18 protein-coding genes and 2 pseudogenes are annotated in these 19,572 nt (G+C 67.5%); 8 read left to right on the top strand and 12 right to left on the bottom strand.

Annotated elements, in window-relative coordinates:
* Positions 1 to 543 carry a polyadenylate-specific 3'-exoribonuclease AS gene (locus BTO20_RS13605; protein WP_087076631.1) on the bottom strand — a complete coding sequence of 181 codons (543 nt, stop codon included), beginning with the start codon at positions 541 to 543 and terminating at the stop codon, positions 1 to 3.
* On the bottom strand, positions 543 to 1,394 hold the full coding sequence (locus tag BTO20_RS13600) for a hypothetical protein (protein ID WP_087076629.1): 852 nt from the start codon (positions 1,392 to 1,394) through the stop codon (positions 543 to 545). The genes BTO20_RS13605 and BTO20_RS13600 overlap by 1 nt, the downstream gene beginning before the upstream one ends.
* Before the next feature lie 83 nt (positions 1,395 to 1,477).
* Here BTO20_RS13600 and BTO20_RS13595 point away from each other — a divergent pair, with 83 nt between their 5' ends.
* Positions 1,478 to 2,773: a glycosyltransferase family 87 protein gene (locus BTO20_RS13595; protein ID WP_087076627.1), complete on the top strand. Its 1,296-nt coding sequence runs from the start codon at positions 1,478 to 1,480 to the stop codon at positions 2,771 to 2,773.
* A 60-nt stretch (positions 2,774 to 2,833) separates the two neighbouring features.
* On the opposite strand, the gene BTO20_RS13590 is transcribed toward BTO20_RS13595, so the two are convergent.
* From BTO20_RS13590 to BTO20_RS13570, 5 genes are all read right to left on the bottom strand, one after another.
* The gene (locus BTO20_RS13590) at positions 2,834 to 3,562 is read right to left on the bottom strand and encodes a lysophospholipid acyltransferase family protein (RefSeq protein ID WP_087076625.1); all 729 of its coding nucleotides are present in this window, start codon (positions 3,560 to 3,562) and stop codon (positions 2,834 to 2,836) included.
* Positions 3,563 to 3,648: 86 nt separating this feature from the next.
* On the bottom strand, positions 3,649 to 4,029 hold the full coding sequence (locus BTO20_RS13585) for a hypothetical protein (RefSeq protein WP_087082040.1): 381 nt from the start codon (positions 4,027 to 4,029) through the stop codon (positions 3,649 to 3,651).
* Entirely contained in the window at positions 4,026 to 5,267 is a 1,242-nt protein-coding gene (locus tag BTO20_RS13580; protein WP_087076623.1) for an ArsA family ATPase, read from the bottom strand. Before BTO20_RS13580 ends, BTO20_RS13585 begins: the two co-directional genes overlap by 4 nt.
* Before the next feature lies 1 nt (position 5,268).
* Positions 5,269 to 5,706 (bottom strand): SRPBCC family protein, encoded by a 438-nt coding sequence (locus BTO20_RS13575; RefSeq protein WP_087076621.1) that lies wholly within the window; start codon positions 5,704 to 5,706, stop codon positions 5,269 to 5,271.
* 82 nt (positions 5,707 to 5,788) lie between these two features.
* Positions 5,789 to 6,178: a polyketide cyclase / dehydrase and lipid transport gene (locus BTO20_RS13570; RefSeq protein ID WP_087076619.1), complete on the bottom strand. Its 390-nt coding sequence runs from the start codon at positions 6,176 to 6,178 to the stop codon at positions 5,789 to 5,791.
* A 99-nt stretch (positions 6,179 to 6,277) separates the two neighbouring features.
* Between BTO20_RS13570 and BTO20_RS13565 the strand changes: the two genes are divergently transcribed.
* On the top strand, positions 6,278 to 8,074 hold the full coding sequence (locus BTO20_RS13565; RefSeq protein WP_087076616.1) for an AMP-dependent synthetase/ligase: 1,797 nt from the start codon (positions 6,278 to 6,280) through the stop codon (positions 8,072 to 8,074).
* A 21-nt stretch (positions 8,075 to 8,095) separates the two neighbouring features.
* Here BTO20_RS13565 and pimB read toward each other — a convergent pair whose 3' ends face one another.
* From pimB to BTO20_RS13545, 4 genes are all read right to left on the bottom strand, one after another.
* Positions 8,096 to 9,235: a GDP-mannose-dependent alpha-(1-6)-phosphatidylinositol monomannoside mannosyltransferase gene (gene pimB / locus BTO20_RS13560; RefSeq protein WP_087076614.1), complete on the bottom strand. Its 1,140-nt coding sequence runs from the start codon at positions 9,233 to 9,235 to the stop codon at positions 8,096 to 8,098.
* 86 nt (positions 9,236 to 9,321) lie between these two features.
* A complete protein-coding gene (locus BTO20_RS13555) occupies positions 9,322 to 10,191 on the bottom strand; it encodes a gluzincin family metallopeptidase (protein WP_087076613.1) in 870 nt (289 codons plus the stop codon).
* Complete coding sequence (gene ripC / locus BTO20_RS13550; protein WP_087076612.1) at positions 10,160 to 11,302, bottom strand: peptidoglycan hydrolase RipC; 1,143 nt, start codon at positions 11,300 to 11,302, stop codon at positions 10,160 to 10,162. The genes BTO20_RS13555 and ripC overlap by 32 nt, the downstream gene beginning before the upstream one ends.
* A 173-nt stretch (positions 11,303 to 11,475) precedes the next feature.
* Positions 11,476 to 11,718 carry a hypothetical protein gene (locus BTO20_RS13545; protein WP_087076610.1) on the bottom strand — a complete coding sequence of 81 codons (243 nt, stop codon included), beginning with the start codon at positions 11,716 to 11,718 and terminating at the stop codon, positions 11,476 to 11,478.
* 184 nt (positions 11,719 to 11,902) lie between these two features.
* On the opposite strand from BTO20_RS13545, the pseudogene BTO20_RS13540 reads away from it, so the two are divergent.
* A pseudogene (locus BTO20_RS13540) lies at positions 11,903 to 13,711 on the top strand (DEDD exonuclease domain-containing protein); the annotation flags it as partial.
* Here the strand turns inward: BTO20_RS13540 and trpD are convergent.
* Entirely contained in the window at positions 13,649 to 14,743 is a 1,095-nt protein-coding gene (gene trpD / locus BTO20_RS13535) for an anthranilate phosphoribosyltransferase (protein WP_087076606.1), read from the bottom strand. The pseudogene BTO20_RS13540 and the gene trpD overlap by 63 nt on opposite strands.
* A gap of 131 nt (positions 14,744 to 14,874) precedes the next feature.
* Between trpD and ctaE the strand changes: the two genes are divergently transcribed.
* From ctaE to BTO20_RS13510, 5 genes and pseudogenes are all read left to right on the top strand, one after another.
* The gene (ctaE, locus tag BTO20_RS13530; RefSeq protein WP_087076604.1) at positions 14,875 to 15,486 is read left to right on the top strand and encodes an aa3-type cytochrome oxidase subunit III; all 612 of its coding nucleotides are present in this window, start codon (positions 14,875 to 14,877) and stop codon (positions 15,484 to 15,486) included.
* Positions 15,487 to 15,497: 11 nt separating this feature from the next.
* Positions 15,498 to 16,328 (top strand): cytochrome bc1 complex diheme cytochrome c subunit, encoded by an 831-nt coding sequence (qcrC, locus tag BTO20_RS13525; protein ID WP_198344374.1) that lies wholly within the window; start codon positions 15,498 to 15,500, stop codon positions 16,326 to 16,328.
* The gene (gene qcrA, locus BTO20_RS13520) at positions 16,325 to 17,494 is read left to right on the top strand and encodes a cytochrome bc1 complex Rieske iron-sulfur subunit (RefSeq protein WP_087076600.1); all 1,170 of its coding nucleotides are present in this window, start codon (positions 16,325 to 16,327) and stop codon (positions 17,492 to 17,494) included. Before qcrC ends, qcrA begins: the two co-directional genes overlap by 4 nt.
* Positions 17,491 to 19,131, top strand: coding sequence for a cytochrome bc1 complex cytochrome b subunit (gene qcrB / locus BTO20_RS13515; protein ID WP_087076597.1), 1,641 nt, complete (start codon positions 17,491 to 17,493; stop codon positions 19,129 to 19,131). Before qcrA ends, qcrB begins: the two co-directional genes overlap by 4 nt.
* Before the next feature lie 162 nt (positions 19,132 to 19,293).
* Positions 19,294 to 19,569: pseudogene (locus BTO20_RS13510) on the top strand (IS110 family transposase); the annotation flags it as partial.
* Between the last annotated feature and the right edge of the window lie 3 nt (positions 19,570 to 19,572).

Below are 19,572 nucleotides of genomic sequence, written 5' to 3'. Positions count from 1 at the left end.
TCATGGTAGCCGCCGGTTAACCCCTGTTTCTGCCGCCTGAGTGGACTCGACCTGCGGCGCCGACCCCGTTTCCCTGATCAACTGAAACCGCTCCAGGTTCTGCCGCGCGTCGACGAGCGCGTCGTGCGCATCGCGTGATCGCGGTGGCATCCGCGGCGAACCGCGATCCTCCCAGAACTGGCGCAGCTCGCGGGTGAACCGAGGGATGGCCTGCGGCAGCTCGGTCATCGGGCCCCACAGCTGACACAACACCACATGGTCGTAGGCCCCCACCCAGGCCCACAGCTCGATCGGCTCGTCACCTTCGATACCGAAGAACTCCTCGAGCTCCTCGCGAATCTGACGGCGGGACCGCCACAGCTTCGACGACGGCGACGGCAGCTTGGGCAACACGTGCTTACGCACCCAGCGGCCCGCCCGGTCCGGATCGAATTCCGTTGATATCGCGTAGTATTCGCGGCCGTCTTCGGCCACCACGCCGATCGAGATCAAGTCGATGGTGCGGCCGTCGTCGATGAACTCGGTGTCGTAGAAGTAACGCATCAGGCCACCTGTCCCGGTGCCGGCGCGGCGTGGATCTCCCGATCAAGCTGCTTGTCGACGGCAGCGTCGTCGGGGAACTTCGGCGTCCCGGCGATCACGTCCTGGACCCACAGCTTGGCCTGCACCACCGGTCGGCGCAACCAGCGCTCACGCTCCAGGGCGCGGTGCATCTTGCGGGGCCGCGTGGTGTAACGCCAGCGCGCCCAGGGCGCATGCGGCCGCGACAGCCTGATAGCCCCGACGAACAGCAACGGGGTGATGAACATACCCACCAATCCGGTCCACACCTTGCCTTTGAGCAACACCACGACCGCGAGCAGCAGAGTGGTCACCGCGACCACCACCACGATCGTCCGGGCGAACACGGACTGGTCCTCCCGCCAGATATTGATATCGAAAAACGACAGCGGATTGAAACCCAGGATCAACAACCCCGCCACCGCCACCGCGGCGAACACCGCATCCACCGAGGTGCGGCCGTCCTCCTCCCAGTACACGTCGGACAGGTGAAGGACCAGCGCGAACTCGTCGAGCACCAGCGCGGCGCCGATACCGAAGAATGTCGAGGCCACGGCGAACTCGGGAACCCCGCCGCTGACCGACAGCGTCACCATCGTGATCCCGGAGAGCATCACCAGGATGATTCCGATCACCATGTGGTGAATGTGCAGCGTGCCGTGACCGATGTTGCGGGGCTGCCACCACTTGGGCGGCTTGTCGCTGTTGGCGTGCCGACGGATGTAACGCACCACGGTCCGGGTCACGAAGAACGTGAGGATGAACGCCACCAGGCAGCACAGCAAGGGCAGGCGATCGCGGGTCACGAGGTAGAGGTGGGCGGTCACGTGCACGCTGAGAAAACTTACGCCGAGCAGAGCGCGCCGGGGCCGTGGATTCACCTGTGCCAGGTGGCCACCGATAGTCTGTTGAGGACATGAGTAAGCGGAAGGCGCCCGGCTGGGCTGGTTGGGCACCGACCATCGCATGGCGAATTTTCCAGCTGCTGACTTTGGCGGCGCTGGCCTGGGCAGGTTACAAACTGCTCGGACACACCCCGTACCGGATCGACATCGACGTCTACCGGATGGGTGGGCGGGCCTGGCTGGACGGCAAGCCGCTGTACCCCGACGGTGCCATCTTCCACACCCAGGGCGGGCTGGACCTGCCGTTCACCTATCCCCCGCTGGCCGCCATCTCGTTTGCCCCGTTCGCCTGGCTGTCCCTGCCTGCCGCCAGCGCCGCGATCACCCTGACCACGCTGGTGCTGCTGATCGCCTCGACCGTCATGGTGCTGACGCGGCTCAACGTCTGGCCGCAGACCACGGTGACCTCCGAACCGGCCTGGCTGCGTCGCTGCTGGCTGGCAGCCGCTGTGGTCGCCCCGGCGGTGGTCTATCTCGAGCCGATCCGGTCCAACTTCGAGTTCGGCCAGATCAACGTCGTGCTGATGACACTGGTGATCGCCGACTGCGTGCCGCGGCGCACCCCGTGGCCGCGCGGCATCCTGCTGGGCCTGGCCATCGCGGTCAAGCTCACCCCAGCCGTGTTCCTGCTGTATTTCCTGTTGCGCCGCGATATCCGGACCCTGCTGTGGACCGCCGGCTCGACAGTCGTCGCGACACTCGCCGGCTTCGCCCTGGCTGCTCGGGATTCGGTGGAGTACTGGACCGAAACCGTCCGCAACACCGACCGGATCGGCACCGCGACGCTGAACACCAACCAGAACATCGCGGGTGTGCTGGCTCGACTCGGCCTGAGCGAGGCACCCCGCTTCGTGCTGTGGGTGCTGGCCTGTCTGGCGGTGCTGGCGCTGACCGTGTGGGCCGCGCACCGCGCGTTGCGTATCGCCGTGGTCGATCCGGAGCGGGCCGACGCGTCATCGATGCTGGCGTTGATCTGCGTGGCGATGTTCGGGCTCGTCGTCTCCCCGGTGTCGTGGTCGCACCACTGGGTGTGGACGCTGCCGACGCTGCTGGTCACGGGAGTCACCGCCTACCGCCGCCGTAGCGCCGCGCTGACCACGGTCACAGTGGCCGGGATGGCGCTGATGATCTGGACGCCGATCACCCTGATGTCACCGCACCACGAGACCGCCGCATCGCTGTGGCGGCAGCTGGTCGGCTGCTCCTATGTGTGGTGGGCGCTGGCCGTGATCGTGGTGACCGGCCTGACGTCGACGACGCATGCCGGCGACCGGACCAGCCAGGCTGCGGTCGCGTCGTACCGATAAAACCGGCTCAGCCGGCTGGAGTTGAACTGCCGGCTCAGCCGGCGGAGTTGAACTGCCGGCTCAGCCGGCGGCCGCCTGCGGAAGGCGCGCCGCGGGATTCCCCGCCCCAGCGCTGGCGGGGTTGCTCTTCACGTCCGCGGCGTAGAGGTCGACGTACTCCTGGCCGGACAGGCCCATCAGCTCGTACATCACCTCGTCGATCACCGCACGCTCGATGAAGCGGTTGCCGGCCAGACCGTCAAAACGACTGAAATCCATCGGCTTGCCGAACCGCACCTCGACGCGGCCGAACTTCCACATCTTGCTTCCGGGCGGGTTCACCACATTGGTTCCGACCATCGCGACCGGAATCACCGGAACGCCGGTCTGCAGAGCCAGCCGGGCCAGGCCCGTCTTGCCCTTGTAGAGCCGGCCGTCCGGGGAGCGGGTGCCTTCGGGGTACATCCCGAGCAGCTTGCCCTCGCTGAGGATGCGCTCGGCGGTGCTCAATGCGCTCTGCGCCGAATCGGCGTCGGTCCGGTCGATCGGGACCTGTCCGGCCACCGTGTAGAACCACCGGGTCAACCGGCCCTTGATCCCGGTTCCGGTGAAGTACTCGGCCTTGGCCAGGAAGGTGATCCGGCGGCTCACCACCAGTGGCAGATAGAAACTGTCTGCCACCGCCAGATGGTTACTGGCCAAGATCACCGCACCGGACGCCGGAACATGCTCAAGCCCAGTGACTTTCGGCCGGCCGAGCAAGGACAGCAAGGGTCCCATGAAGATGAACTTGAAAAGCCAGTACCACATGGACCCTCCCCATCGGAATGCTCTGGGACAACTGTACTCAGGGGTTGTGGCGGCTACCACTTGACCGCCCGTCTACGGGAGCGGTCTCATTCCTCGACGGTGACGGGAATGTGCTGGTAGCGGCCGGGCCCTGCGGGTGGTGAATCGTCGGGCGACGGAGAATCCGGTCCCCCGTCAGGCCCAGGAGTTTCGGGGGCATGCGCATCGTTGTCGAGCACCGCGCGGATCACCGTCAGCAGCGCGACACTGTGCTCGGCGATCACCCCGAGCAGCGGATGCTGCTCACCGTTGATCAGCGCTGCCAGCGCGCACACCGGGCACCACACCTGCTGGCATTTGCCCGGAGCCCCGGCCGCGCTTGCCGCCAAACCGGCCGCCGCGAGCCGTACGGCAGGGTCGAGCCGGTCGAGGATCGCCTGTGCCAACTCCCGTAGTTCCGGGCCCAGGTCGGGATGAGACCCACTCATGCCGGCCATACCTCCGGATCCGGTCGAAAACGCACCGTCAGCTCACTGCCTCGTAACTGGGCGTCCGTGACGATGCATCGCCGCAGCACGGACGCCAACCGAACCCGGCGTCGCACACCTGAAACACCGATGACCAAGTCGTCGCCGACCCGGCCAAGCGTCAGCGCGGATGAGTCGACCTGCGGCAACTCTAGCCGCAACCGGTAGACCGCCTCGAGGCCAGACCCCGATTCCCGGTCCACGACCGGACGCAACGGCCCCGGCGGTGGCGTCCCGTCGCGGCGGCGCGCGCACTCGAGCAGCTCCCCCAGCGCCTTGGGCCCGATCGGTTCCCCGGCCAGGTGCGGCACCATCACCAACTGCACATCACCGATGGAGCCGGCCAGTTGGTCCAGCACGTTTCGCTGCTCGGCGATCCGTTCGGAGTACCAGTCGAACGCAGGATGCGCGGGAAGGTTCGAATACTCGAACGAATCATCCTGCACCAAAACCTGATTGACGATCAGTTCGGCCACACCTACGCCCATCAACGCCAGCGAACCCAGCGTACGGATTGCCTCGGCAGCCACCACACGCTCGGCCGTGAGCACCAGATGGGCGCTCACGTGCTCGCCGTCGGTGAGCAGGGAGCTCAGCCGCGAGACGCCGGCATCGATGCGCTCGAGCAATGCCACGATGGCCGCGTTCTCGGCGCCGCCCGACAACCGGCGATGCCGGGGCCAGGCCCGTTCCAGGTACAGCCCGAACGTGGCAGGCAGAGTGAGCATCCGCAACGCGTCGGCGGTCGAGGCGCAGTCCACCACGACGTGGTCCCACCGACCCGATGCGGCGAGCTCACCCACCTCGTGCAGGCCGAGCACTTCCTGAATTCCCGGTAACGCCGAAAGTTCCTCCGGCGCAACGTTTCCCAGATCCGATTCACTGAACCGCTCGGACAGCGGCGTGACCACCTCGACCCAGCGGGCCTCCAGCAGGGCCAGCGTGTCCAGCGCCAGGGCATCGAGAAAACCGCCCCCGACATCGGCGTCGTCGGCCAGGACCCTGGTGGGCGCCCGCTGCCCGGTCGCGGTCAGCACAGTGCCGAGGACATCACCCGTCGAATGCGCCTGGTCGGTGGAGACGATGAGCACCCGCAGCCCGGCTCGGGCGTCACGTACCGCGGTCGCGGCTGCCAGCGTCGACTTGCCCACCCCGCCCTTGCCGACGAACAGGCTGATCCGCGCACCATCACCGCTCAGGTCAGTGCACCTCGACTCGCTTCTTGAGGTCTTTGAGCGCGGTGTCGGTGAGCCGCCTTTCCGCCTTCCGCTTGAGCAACCCGATCATCGGGATCATCAGGTCGACAGACAGTTCGTAGGTGACGTCCGTGCCGGATCCCTTGGGCGCCAGGCGATATGTGCCCTCCAGCGCACGCAGCAACGAGCTCGACTCCAACGTCCAGCTGACCGACGTGCGGTCAGCGGGCCATACGTAGGACAACACCATGGTGTCCTTGAGCACCGCCGCGTCGAGAACCAGCCGGGCCTTTTTCGGCAGGCCGTTTTCGTCGACGTCGAGTACCTCGGTCTCCTTGTACTCGGCCACCCACTCCGGATAAGAGCCGATATCGGCGATGACATCCATCACCGTCGACGGATCGGCCTCGATATAGATGGTCTGCGCCGTCTTGTCGGCCACTGCACGCCCTTCTCCCCACCACGCGGCGTTGCCACCGCCTTCGCGGAAAAATCTACTCTCCCGCATCGCCTGCGGCGCATTGTCAGACCAGGCGGGAAACCCCGACCGGTCGGGATGCCTCCAGCCGCTGCTTGATCTCGAACGACATCACCTTCCCCGCCACGCGGCGCTGGTGATTCAGTTTGGCCAGATCCATCTTGGCCAGTTCCCATGCCGCGGCACCTGCGGGTTCGGCGTGCAGGAAGTAATGCAGGATCACCCCGTCGAGCACTTCTTCGAGCCAGACCTCCATGGTGCCGGTCAAGGCGCCGGCAACGGTCCAGCGCTGCCCCTTCTCGGCCCGGTCCTCGATGACTGTGAGCCGCAGGTCCGGCCACCAGCGCCGCCAGTTGGCGGAATCGGCAACGGCACGCCCGACGTCGGCGGGATCTGCGCAGACGAAGGTCTCATCCGCGATCTGGACGCTGTTCATGAGCACCTAGCTTCACATATGCGCTGCCGGGTGATCGACGGGGCCGACTAGGCTTGTCGCGCGGAAGTTCTGCCACCGGCGACTAAGGGGCCCAAGATCGTGCGTGAGTACAGCGTTCCGGCAACGTTTCAGATCGGCGAACACGACACGGTTGTCGACGCCGTATACACCCATGAGCGCGAGGATCCCCACCACGTCATCTTCCAGCGGCTCGTCAACGGCGCCTGGACCGACGTCACCTGCGCGCAGGTTGCCGCACAGATCCGCCTCACCGCTTTGGGTTTGATCGCCGAAGGGGTACAGCCCGGCGACCGGGTCGCGATCCTGTCGGCCACCCGCTACGAATGGCCGATCGTCGATTTCGCCATCTTGTCGGTCGGCGCGGTCACGGTGCCGATCTACGAGACCTCGGCGCCCGAGCAGATCCGCCACGTACTCGACAACTCCTCGGCCGTGCTGGTGGTCGCCGAGACCGATGCCCACGCCGAACGGGTCGAGCAGCTGCGCGATCAGCTGCCCACCGTGCGCAAGGTACTGCGGATCGACGGCACCGGCCCGGCCGCACTGGACGCTCTGGCCGAGGCGGGCGCGGCGACCGACCCCGCCGAGCTGCAAACCCGGTTGGCCGCGGTGAAGTCCTCGGATCCGGCCACCCTGATCTACACCTCGGGCACCACGGGCCTGCCCAAGGGCTGCCAGCTCACCCACGCCAATCTGCTCTCGGAGATCCACGGCGCCAAAGCCGCGTTCCCGGACCTCTTGACCAAGGGCCAGCGGATGCTGGTGTTCCTGCCGCTGGCCCACGTGCTGTCGCGGGCGATCACCGTGGCCGCCTTCACCAACAAGGTGGCGCTCGGCTTCAGCAGCGACATCAAGAACCTGGTCCCGATGTTCGGGGTGTTCAAGCCCACGCTGGTGGTGTCGGTGCCCCGGGTGTTCGAGAAGGTGTACAACACCGCCGAGCAGAATGCCCGCAACGACGGCAAAGGCTGGATCTTCGACCAGGCCGTGGCCACGGCGATCGAATACAGCCAGGTGCTGGACCAGGGTGGCCCGAGCCTGCTGCTCAAGCTCAAGCACGGCCTGTTCGACAAGCTGGTGTACGGCAAGCTGCGCGCGGCGCTCGGCGGAGACTGCCGCGCGTCGATCTCCGGCGGCGCACCGCTGGGCGCGCGGCTCGGGCACTTCTACCGCGGCGTCGGCCTGACCATCTACGAGGGCTACGGGCTGACCGAGACCAGCGCGGCCATCACCGTCAACCAGGTCGGTGCGCTCAAGGTCGGCTCGGTCGGAAAGTTGTTGCCCGGCAACAGCATGCGCCTCGCCGACGACGGTGAGCTGCTGGTCAAGGGCGGCGTGGTGTTCAACGGCTACTGGCACAACGAGCAGGCCACGGCCGAGGCCATCGAAGACGGCTGGTTCCACACGGGTGACCTCGGCGCCATCGACGACGACGGCTTCCTGACCATCGTGGGCCGCAAGAAGGAAATCATCGTCACCGCGGGCGGCAAGAACGTCGCCCCCGCCATCCTGGAAGACCGCCTGCGGGCGCACCCGCTGATCAGCCAGGCCATGTGCGTCGGCGACCAGCAGCCTTTCATCGCCGCGCTGATCACCATCGACCCGGAGGCGTTCGAGGGCTGGAAGCAGCGCAACGGCAAGGACGCCGCGGCCACCGTGGCCGACCTGGCCAACGATCCGGATCTGGTTTCCGAGATCGACTTGGCGGTCAAGGAGGCCGACGAGGCGGTGTCCAAGGCCGAGGCGATCCGCAAGTTCCGCATCCTGCCGGTGGACTTCACCGAGGAGACCGGCGAGTTGACGCCGACGCTGAAGGTCAAGCGCAAGGTCGTCGCGGAGAAGTTCGCCGACGACATCGCGGCGCTCTACGGCTGAGCGCCGCGAGCCGTAATCGGCTCAGCCGGAAAGCAACTCGGCGAGGCGGGCGCCCTTGGCCCGCCACTGCCAGTTGTCCACCGCCCAGTGCCTGCCCGCGACGCCCATGGCGGCGGCCCGTCCCGGATCGTCGAGCAGGTCACCGACAGCGGTCACGATCGCGGTGACGTCGGTGCCGTCGACGACGGTGCCGGTCTCCCCGTCGAGCACGGTTTCCGGTGCCCCGCCGGAGGTTCCGGCGACCACCGGCACACCACTGGCCGAGGCCTCCAGGTAGACGATGCCGAGGCCCTCGACATCCAATCCGGCGCCCCGCGTGCGGCACGGCATCGCGAACACGTCCGCCATGGCGTGGTGGGCGGGCAGTTCGTCGCTCGGCACCCCGCCGGTGAACACCACATGCTCGGCAACGCCGCACTCGTGTGCCAGTTGCTTGAGCTTGTCGAGATACGGCCCACCGCCGACGACGACCAGAATGGTGCCGGGCACTCGCCGCCGGATCGCCGGCAGCGCCCGGATCAGCATGTCCTGCCCCTTGCGCGGCACCAGCCGCGACAGGCACACCACCACCGGGCTGCCGCCCAGGCCGTATCGCTTGCGCATCTCGGCGCGGGCGGCCTGGTCGGGCTGGAACCGGTCGGTGTCCACGCCTGGCGGCAGGTGTTCGAGGGCGGCACGGGGTCCGAACGCTGAGGCGAACCGCCCCCGGGTGTAGTGGCTGACGAACGTCACGACGTCGGCGTCGTCGCCGATGCGGCGCAACGCGCTGCGGGCCACCGGCAGCATCGACCAGCCCACCTCGTGCCCGTGGGTGCTTGCGACCACCCGGCTGGCTCCGGCCCGCCGCGCCAGCGGTCCCAACAGGGCCAGCGGTGCCGCCGCACCGAACCAGACCGTGTCGATGTCGTGTTCACCGATGAGCCGGCACATCCGGGTCGCGACCGTCGGCTCCGGGATCATCAGCGTGGTCGGGTGCCGCACCACCTGGTAAGCGGCCGCGGCGGTCTCGTCATAGGCCTCGGCGCCTTTCCATTTCGGCGCATAGACCGTCAGCCGGTGCTCACCCGAGCTCGTCAACTGCCCGACGAACGCCTCGAGATATGACTGGATGCCCCCACGCCGCGGCGGAAAATCGTTGGTGACCAACAGAACCCGCGTCATTGTGCCCTCACCTTACACATCGGCGTTCAGGCCGCGCACGCGAGGAGCACAACCAGGTCGCGCGCACGCGAGGAGCACAGTCAGGTCTAGCGGCTGAGCCACTGCCGCCAACCGGCGAGTACCCGATCAAGATCGATCCCCAGTACGTCGTGCACCGCGGTGGCGACATCGGGATGCCCGAATCCGCAGGCCCGCAGATAGAGATCCCGCAGTGCACGCGGGCCGTATCGGTCGGCCACGTAACGGCTGAACCACCAGGCCCGGTCGTAGGCGAGCGATCTCGCGGCACCGATCGAGTCCAGGTCGGCGTCGCTGGGCAACTGGGCCAGTTCGGCGGCGCGGGTCGGGCCCGGGAGCGGTTCGGCCGGGCGCCCGACGTAGTCGGCGACGCCTTCGGTGAGCCAGCGGGGGGCGTCGGGCGCGGTACGTGCCCTCGACGCGTAATGGAACAGCTCGTGGCGCAGCACGATTCGCAGCGCCGGCCGGCTCATGTCGGCAGCGCCCGGGGCGAACATGATGCGCTGTGCGGTGGTGGTCGCGGCGATGTCCTCTGCCCCGCCGGCCAGCACACGGAATTGGTCGTCTGATCCGGCGACGACGAGGTTGATCTCGTGGGGCCAATCGGGTCCCCAGAAGCCGGTGACCACTGTCGCGGCGGTACCGAGCTCGGTGTCGAGGCGGCCCAGCAGAGCCGCGGTGCGTTCACCGCCCAACCCGAGCAACTGTGCGGTGCGGCCGTCGGGCAGGACCACCGCCGTCACGGGATCCGGGGCACTGACGGCGGGGACGACGCCGACAGCGGGCAGGGCCGACGGCGCGGGTGGCGGAGATTGAGCGGGCGCGGCAGCAGGCCACAGTACTGCGGCCGCCACAATCAGCTCAGCCAGTAAAGCGGTGCCCAGAACCGGCCGAGAGACGGACGGATCAGTACCGACGGATGTCGTAGATCGGCGCATTGTTGACCGGGGCGACCCGAACGGGGACGCCATAAGTCGACGCGTGCACCATCATTCCGTCGCCGATGTAGATGCCGACATGCGAGGCATCCGAGTAGTACGTCACCAGGTCGCCGGGCTGGATCTGGTCCATGGAGACCGGCTGTCCACCCGCGGCCAAGGCCTGGCTGGAGTGCGGCAGCGAGATACCGGCCTGCTGGAACGACCACATCACCAGACCCGAGCAGTCGAACGAGCCCGGCCCGGCCGCACCCCACGAGTACGGCGAGCCGATGCGGCTCAGCGCGGCCTGGATGACCGTTGCCGAATGCCCGCTACCGCCGGGTGTCGCGGCCTCCGGCGGAGCGACGTCGCCGGGCGGGATGCCGTCGGGTGCGGAGGCCTGGATGCTGGGATCCTGCGCCGGTGGCAACGCCTCCGGAGCTGGTGGCGGCGGGGCCACCGGTGCGGGCGGCGTGGCGGCGAGCGCTTCGCGCTGTCCCGGGGTGAGGGCCTGGTACTGCGACTTGACGATGGCGATCTGGACCTGCAGCTGGCTTTGCTTGGATTGCAGGTCGGCGCGCACGGCGGCGGCCTGCTCGGCTGCGGTCTTGGCGTCGGCAGCGGACTTGGCCGACGCCGCCTCGGCGTCGGCGGCCTTCTGGCCGACCTCGCGGTAGTTCTGCATCTGCCCGGCCATCTCTGCGGCCATCACGCGCTGGACGGCGAGTTGATCGATCAGCTGCTGCGGCGAGTCGGCGGTCAGCATCGCGTCGAAGCCCGACGTCCGGCCACCCATGTACTGCGTTGCGGCGACCTTGTCCACGGCGACCTGGAACGTTGCCAGCTGCGCCTTGGCGGTATCGACAGCCGCGACGTCGTCAGCATGCTGCTTGTCCGCAACCTCTTGTGCCGCAAGCTTTTTGTTCAGGTCGATTTGTGCCGAGTGCATCGCCTCGGTAGTCTGTTCGGCCTGCCTAGATAACTCATTGAGCTTTGCCAGAGCGTCCTGCGCAGGGTCCGCCTGCGCAGCGCCGGCAAGAAGTCCGGCCATTACGGTCAAGCCCGCGATTGCACCTGCAATGGGTCGCTTGACACGACTTGTGGGCCCGTGCGCGCGGTCGTGCCTCAAGTTTTCGTCCTCACAACTGGCGTTAGCGAGCCGCCTCGAACTGCTCTTAGGTCTCAGATAGGTTACGAAACGGCATCGGTCTTGTCCAACAGGAGATGGAAATCTCCGACGGGAGATGCAAATCTAACAGCCCCGGAGGAATATTTTTCCTGTGCGCCAGGCGATGCGTGTCGTCAGGCGACCCCGGGTGTGCCGTTTCGGTGAATCGGCACGAGCCGCAGTCGCGGTGCCAATCCCACGTCTGCCAGCACTTCCAGGGCCCGGCGCTCGTCGTCCAGCAACTTCTCAGGCACGCCGAGCAAAACGCTGACAACGCAGTCCTGGCAGCCGGGACCGCGGACCGCGCAGTCGTCGCAGTCGATGGTCACGCTGCCGATGTCAGGCGCGGGCCTGCCTGGTTGGTGCGCAGATGTCATCTTGACCGTCCTCTCGATCGGTGTTAGGCGCACGGTAACGACGGGGACCGACAAGTAGCGCAGCGGATTGGAGCGAGAGACCCGACAAGTAGCGCAGCGGATTGGCGCGACAGACCCGACAAGTAGCGCAGTCGCGGGCGCGGCGGCGTCGCGTTGTCGGTGGTTGTGCCTAGCGTCTTGTGCCATGGGCCAGCGTCGCGTTGCCGATTCGGGGCAGCTGCCGTTGGACTTCGAGAACGAGTTGGAGGCGGTCAGCCTCGCCGACACCACTTTCGTGGTGGTCGACCTGGAAACCACGGGCGGGCGCGCCACGGCGACGCAACCGGGCGGCGGCTACGACGCCATCACCGAGATCGGCGCGGTCAAGGTGCGCGGTGGCGAAGTGCTCGGTGAGCTGGCCACCCTGATCGACCCCGGCCGGGCGATCCCACCGCAGATCGTCCAATTGACCGGCATCACAACGGCTATGGTGCGTGACGCGCCGCGAATCGACAGCGTCCTGCCCGCATTCCTCGAATTCTCTCGGGGCGCGGTGCTGGTGGCCCACAACGCCGGCTTCGACATCGGCTTCCTGCGCGCGGCAGCGCAACGTGCGCAGCTGCCGTGGCCGCGTCCGCCGGTGCTGTGCACGGTGAAGCTGGCCCGGCGCGTCTTGACCCGCGACGAGGCGCCGAGCGTTCGGCTCGCCGCGCTGGCCCGATTGTTCGGTGCGTCGACCACGCCGACGCACCGGGCCCTCGACGACGCCCGGGCCACCGTGGACGTGCTGCACGGCTTGATCGAGCGGGTGGGCAATCAGGGCATCCACACCTTCGCCGATCTGCGGTCGTACCTGCCCAACACCACACCCGCGCAGCGCCGCAACCGGGCGTTGGCCGACCGGCTACCGAACCGGCCAGGCGTGTATCTGTTCCGCGGGCCGTCCGACGAGGTCCTCTACGTCGGCACCGCCGTCGACCTGCGCCGTCGGGTGCGCCAGTACTTCACCGGTGCCGACCCTCGCGCCAGGATGAAGGAGATGACGTCGTTGGCCCGCGCGGTCGACCACGTCGAGTGCGCACACGAGCTGGAGGCCGGGGTACGCGAGCTGCGGCTGTTGGCCGCGCACGCGCCGCCCTACAACCGCCGGTCCAAGTTCCCGCAGCGCTGGTGGTGGCTGGCGCTCACCGATGAGGCGTTCCCACGTTTCTCGGTGGTGCGAAACCCTGGGCAGCGCACCGCCATCGGGCCGTTCTCAGCCCGCGCCGACGCCGTACTGACCGGCGACCTGCTGGCCCGGTTCGCCGGGATTCGCACCTGTACCGCCCGTTTCGGCGTCGCAGCCGTGCACCGGTGTCCGGAACGTGAGCTGTCGCCGTGTCCGGCGCCCCAAGGCGCCGACGCCGCCGCGTACGGCGCGGCTCCCGAGCGCGCCACCGCGCTGATCGACGGGACCGCAAGCGCGCCACTGGCAGCCGTGCTGGCTCATATCGACGAGCTGGCCGCGGCCAACCGCTACGAGACCGCGGCGCGGATGCGTGACCATGCCGCCATGGCCATCGAGACGCTGTGGCGGGGTCAACGGCTGCGTGCCCTGGTCGCCGTGCCGGAACTGGTGGCGGCGCGCAGCGACGGCACCGGCGGTTGGCAGCTGACGGTCATCCGGTCCGGTCAGCTGGCCGCGGCCGGTACTGCTGCGCGCGGCGTTCCGCCGATGCCGGTCGTGGACGCGCTGTGCGCGGCGGCGCAAGTGGTGCTGCCGGGTGACGGACCGCTCGGCGGTGCACTCGTCGAGGAGACGGCGCTCATCGCCCGCTGGCTCGCCCAGCCCGGGGTGCGGATCGTTCGAGCCGACGTGGGTTGGGCGACGCCGCGGGAGTCGGCGGGCCGCTATGCACAGTGGGCGGCGACGGCACGCTCGGCGCGCCTGGCGGCGCACCAGGAAGTGGCGTCAGAGCTGCTGACCGAACCGCACCCAACGCGCGAGCAGTTGTTCGGCCGCCCCGGAGTCGATGGCCTCGGCGGCTCGAGCCAAACCGGACTCCCACGCAGGAACCCACTTGGCGTCGCTGGCTAGTCCGGCGTGGGCGACCATCGCCCCCGCCGCGTTGAGCACCACGGCGTCGCGCACCGGCCCCTTGGCCCCGCCCAGGACGGCTCGCGCCTCGGCGGCGTTGGTTGCGGCGTCACCGCCGACCAGCTCGGTGATCTCCGCGCGGGCGAAGCCGAAGGCGGCAGGGTCGAACGTCAGGCGTTCCACGGTGCCGGCCTGCACGCGCCAGATGGTGCTGGTGGTCGTGGTGGTGAGCTCATCGAGGCCGTCGTCACCGTGGACCACGAGCACACTGGATCCGCGGGAGGCGAAGACGCCCGCCATCACCTCGGCCAGGTCGGCCCACGCGCACCCGATCAGACCGGCCCGCGGCCGGGCCGGGTTGGTCAGCGGCCCAAGCAGATTGAAGACCGTGGGCACGCCGATCTCGCGACGCACCACCGACGCGTGCCGGTAGGACGGGTGGAACTGCGGCGCGAACGCGAAGCCGATGCCGACCTCGTCGACGCTGCGGGCCAGGTCGTCGGCGCCCAGGTCGATCTTGACGCCGAGCGCTTCGAGCGTGTCCGCCCCACCGGACAGCGACGACGCCGCGCGGTTGCCGTGTTTGACGACCGGGACACCGCACGCGGCCACCACGATGGCCGCCATCGTCGACAGGTTCACGGTGTTGGCCCCGTCGCCGCCGGTACCGACGATATCGACGGTCTCGGTGCCGATCCGGTCAGTGGGGACCAGGCGGGCGTGCGACAGCATGTTGTCGGCCAGCTCGCCCACTTCTGCCGAGGTCGGCCGTTTCATCTTCATGGCGACCGCGAAACCGGCGATCTGCGCGGGAGTCGCCGAGCCCGTCATGATCTGGTCCATCGCCCACGTCGCGTGCCCGTTCGGCAGGCTCTGCCCCGTGGTCAGCCGCCCCAGAACGTGCGACCACGTCGGCGCTCCGTCGGGGCGAGACGGGGACGAGGACGGCTGTGAAGATGCGGTGACCACCGCCGAATGCTATCGCCCGGCCCGATCGCGGCTGTCGATCCGCCCGGTTCAGCCCGGGCTTCGCGACACGAATCCGACCAATTGCTCGACCCGGGTGGAGTTCGACAACTACAAAGCGTCATACTTGCGGGGTGACGAGCGCTGTAGGCACCTCGGGAACCGCCATCACCTCGCGTGTTCATTCGCTGAACCGCCCGAATATGGTGAGTGTTGGCACCATAGTATGGCTTTCCAGTGAGTTGATGTTCTTTGCTGGGCTATTTGCGATGTACTTCACGGCCCGCGCCCAGGCAGATGGTGTGTGGCCACCACCACCCACGCACCTGAACCTCGCCGAGGCAGTGCCGGTGACGCTGGTGCTGATCGCGTCGTCGTTCACCTGCCAGATGGGTGTGTTCGCCGCCGAGCGCGGTGACGTGTTCGGCCTGCGCCGGTGGTACGTCCTGACGTTCTTCATGGGCGCGTTCTTCGTCGGCGGCCAGGCTTACGAGTACTTCATGCTCGTCAGCGAGGGCACCACGATCCCGAGCAGCGCCTATGGCTCGGTGTTCTACCTGGCGACCGGTTTCCACGGCATGCACGTGATCGGCGGTCTGGTTGCGTTCATCTTCCTGCTCGCGCGCACCAAGATGAGTAAGTTCACTCCCGCGCAGGCCACCGCGGCGATCGTCGTCTCGTACTACTGGCACTTCGTCGACATCGTGTGGATCGCACTGTTCGCCACCATCTACTTCGTCCGCTAGTCGGACGGCCGATGAGTCCGATGAGAAGGAGTTCGATGACCAGCAAGTCGCGCCGTCGGCTGCGCCGGCGATTGTCAGCAGGCCTACTGCTGTTGATCGGCCTGGCAGTCGCGGGGGGTGTGGCGGCAACGCTGACGCCGACACCGCAGGTAGCGGTCGCTGATGAATCACAGTCGGCCCTGCTGCGCACCGGCAAGCAGCTGTTTGACACGTCCTGCGTGTCTTGCCATGGCGCCAACCTGCAGGGTGTTCCCGACCGTGGGCCCAGCCTGATCGGTACCGGCGAGGCCGCCGTGTACTTCCAGGTGTCCACCGGCCGCATGCCCGCCATGCGCGGCGAGGCCCAGGCCCCGCGCAAGCCCGAGCACTTCGACGAGTCCCAGATCGACGCGTTGGGTGCCTACGTGCAGGCCAACGGCGGCGGCCCGACCGTCGTCCGGGACGCCAACGGTGGGGTTGCCCAGGAGTCGCTGCTGGGTCCGAACGTGGCCCGCGGTGGCGACCTGTTCCGCCTGAACTGCGCGTCGTGCCACAACTTCACCGGCAAGGGCGGCGCGCTGTCCTCCGGTAAGTACGCACCGGATCTCGGTGAGGCCAGCCCGGCCCAGATCTACACCGCGATGCTGACCGGTCCGCAGAACATGCCCAGGTTCTCCGACCGCCAGCTCTCGCCCGAGGAGAAGCGCGACATCGTGGCCTACGTCCGCGAGTCGGCCGAGACCCCGAGCTACGGCGGGTACGGCCTCGGCGGCTTCGGCCCCGCGCCCGAAGGCATGGCGATGTGGATCATCGGAATCGTCGCGGCCATCGGCATCGCGATGTGGATCGGAGCACGCGCATGAGCGCCAATACCCCTGAAGGCACGCCGACCGACGCCGAACTGGCGTCGATGACGCGTGAGGAACTCGTCGAGCTCGGCGGCAAGATCGACGGCGTCGAGACCATCTTCAAGGAGCCGCGCTGGCCGGTTCCGGGTACCAAGGCCGAAAAGCGCTCCGAGCGTCTGGTTGCGTACTGGCTTCTGCTGGGCGGACTTTCGGGCCTGGCGCTGCTGCTGGTGTTCATCTTCTGGCCGTGGGAGTACAAGCCCTTCGGTTCCGAGGGCCAGTTCATCTACTCGCTGGCCACCCCGCTGTACGGCCTGACCTTCGGTCTGTCGGTCCTGGCCATCGGCGTCGGTGCGGTGCTGTTCCAGAAGAAGTTCATCCCCGAGGAAATCTCGATCCAGGATCGCCACGACGGGCAGTCCACCGAGGTTGCCCGCAAGACCGTCGCGGCCAACCTGACCGACGCTCTTGAGGGCTCGACCATCAAGCGGCGCAAGCTCATCGGCCTGTCGATGGGTATCGGTCTCGGCGCGTTCGGTGCAGGCACCCTGGTGGCGTTCATCGGTGGTCTGATCAAGAACCCATGGAAGCCGGTCGTTCCCACCGCCAATGGCAAGGAAGCCGTGCTGTGGACCTCGGGCTGGACGCCCCGGTTCCACGGCGAGACGATCTACCTCGCCCGTGCCACCGGTGTGCCCGGTTCATCGCCCTTCGTCAAGATGCGGCCCGAGGACCTCGACGCCGGCGGTATGGAAACCGTGTTCCCCTGGCGGGAATCGGACGGCGACGGCACCACGACCGAGTCCGAGCACAAGCTGACCGAGATCGCCATGGGCGTGCGCAACCCCGTCATGCTGATCCGCATCAAGCCTGCGGACATGCATCGCGTGGTCAAGCGCAAGGGTCAGGAGAGCTTCAACTTCGGTGAGCTGTTCGCCTTCACCAAGGTGTGCTCGCACCTGGGCTGCCCCTCGTCGCTGTACGAGCAGCAGACCTACCGCATCCTGTGCCCGTGCCACCAGTCGCAGTTCGACGCGTTGCACTTCGCCAAGCCCATCTTCGGTCCGGCTGCGCGCGCGTTGGCGCAGCTGCCCATCACCATTGACAAAGACGGATACTTGGTTGCCAACGGCAACTTCATCGAGCCCGTCGGACCGGCATTCTGGGAGCGCAAATCATGAGCCCTGACCTTGCCAAGATGGCTGCCGCGCAAGGCAATGCGATCGACTCGCGGTATCACCCGTCAGCGGCGGTACGCCGTCAGCTGAACAAGGTGTTCCCCACCCACTGGTCGTTCCTGTTGGGTGAGATCGCGCTGTACAGCTTCATCGTGCTGCTGATCACCGGTGTGTGGCTGACCCTGTTCTTCGATCCGTCGATGGCAGAGGTCACCTACAACGGTGTGTACCAACCACTTCGGGGCGTGCAGATGTCACGTGCCTACGAGACGGCGCTGGACATCAGCTTCGAGATCCGCGGCGGCCTGTTCGTCCGTCAGATCCACCACTGGGCCGCCCTGATGTTCGCCGCATCGATCATGGTGCACATGGCCCGCATCTTCTTCACGGGTGCGTTCCGGCGTCCGCGTGAGGCCAACTGGGTCATCGGCTCGCTGCTGTTGATCCTGGCCATGTTCGAGGGTTACTTCGGTTACTCGCTGCCCGACGACCTGCTGTCCGGCATCGGTCTGCGCGCCGCGCTGTCCTCGATCACCCTGGGTATGCCCGTGATCGGCACCTGGTTGCACTGGGCGCTGTTCGGCGGCGACTTCCCCGGCACCGTGCTGATCCCGCGCCTCTACGCCCTGCACATCCTGCTCATCCCGGGCATCATCCTGGCGTTGATCGGTGCTCACCTGGCGCTCGTGTGGTTCCAGAAGCACACGCAGTTCCCCGGCCCGGGCCGGACCGAGACCAACGTCGTCGGCGTGCGCGTCATGCCGGTGTTCGCGGTCAAGTCCGGTGCGTTCTTCGCGATGATCACCGGCGTGCTCGGCCTGATGGGCGGTCTGCTGACCATCAACCCGATCTGGAACCTCGGCCCCTACAAGCCATCTCAGGTCTCAGCGGGTAGCCAGCCGGACTTCTACATGATGTGGACCGAGGGCCTGGCCCGTATCTGGCCGGCCTGGGAGTTCTACCCGTTCGGTCACACCATCCCCGCGGTGGTCTGGGTCGCGGTGATCATGGGTGTGGTCTTCGGCCTGCTGATCGCCTACCCGTTCATCGAGAAGAAGGTCTCCGGGGACGACGCGCATCACAACCTGCTGCAGCGTCCGCGCGATGTACCGGTGCGCACCGCCATCGGCTCCATGGCCATCGCGTTCTACATGGTGCTCACCCTGGCCGCGATGAACGACATCATCGCACTCAAATTCCACATCTCCCTGAACGCCACCACCTGGATCGGCCGCATCGGCATGGTCGTCCTGCCCGGCATCGTCTACTACATCGCCTACCGCTGGGCCGTCTCCCTACAACGCAGCGACCGCGCCGTCCTCGAACACGGCATCGAAACCGGCATCATCAAACGCCTACCCCACGGCGCCTACGTCGAACTGCACCAACCACTGGGCCCCGTCGACGACCACGGCCACCCCATCCCGCTCGAATACCAGGGCGCCGCCCTACCCAAACGGATGAACAAACTCGGCTCCGGCGGCGCACCCGGCACCGGCAGCTTCCTCTACGCCGACCCGGCCGTCGAGCAAGACGCCCTCACCGAAGCCGCCCACGCCTCCGAGCAGAAGGCGCTCACGGCGCTCAAGGAGGCGCAGGACCGCATCCACGGAGACGGGGAGACCAACGGTCACCACTGACCGTCCCCATCCGGCTTGACGCAATCGCCGCAATCTCCCCAGGGAGGTTGCGGCGATTGCGTTTTCACGGCCGGTGCGGATAAGCGGGCGTCTGAGCGGCTGCGCCAGCAGTCCCTTGCGCACCTCCCCTCCCCTACCGCGCATCTGCCAGTCCGACAGACGATCAGGAGCCACCGCGCACGGCAGCACCCGGGAGCCAGGAGCCTGGTGCAAGGGAACTGGGAGGTGTTGGAGCTCAACCCTGCTCATGTCGCCGAACAGCGCCGGGTACAGGGCCGGCGGCGGGTCAAGACCGACGTGATCCACGTGGAGGCGATCACCGAACTGGTGCCGTCCGGGCATGGCAGCCCGGTCACCGATCGCGATGCCGTGATGGGAGAACTGAGCGCGTGGGCCGCGCATCGGAGCCGACGGGTCGCTACCCGTAGTGCGACGAAGGGG

Source organism: Mycobacterium dioxanotrophicus (assembly GCF_002157835.1).
Taxonomy (GTDB): Bacteria; Actinomycetota; Actinomycetes; order Mycobacteriales; family Mycobacteriaceae; genus Mycobacterium; species Mycobacterium dioxanotrophicus.
This window is presented reverse-complemented; position numbering and strand designations above follow the sequence as displayed.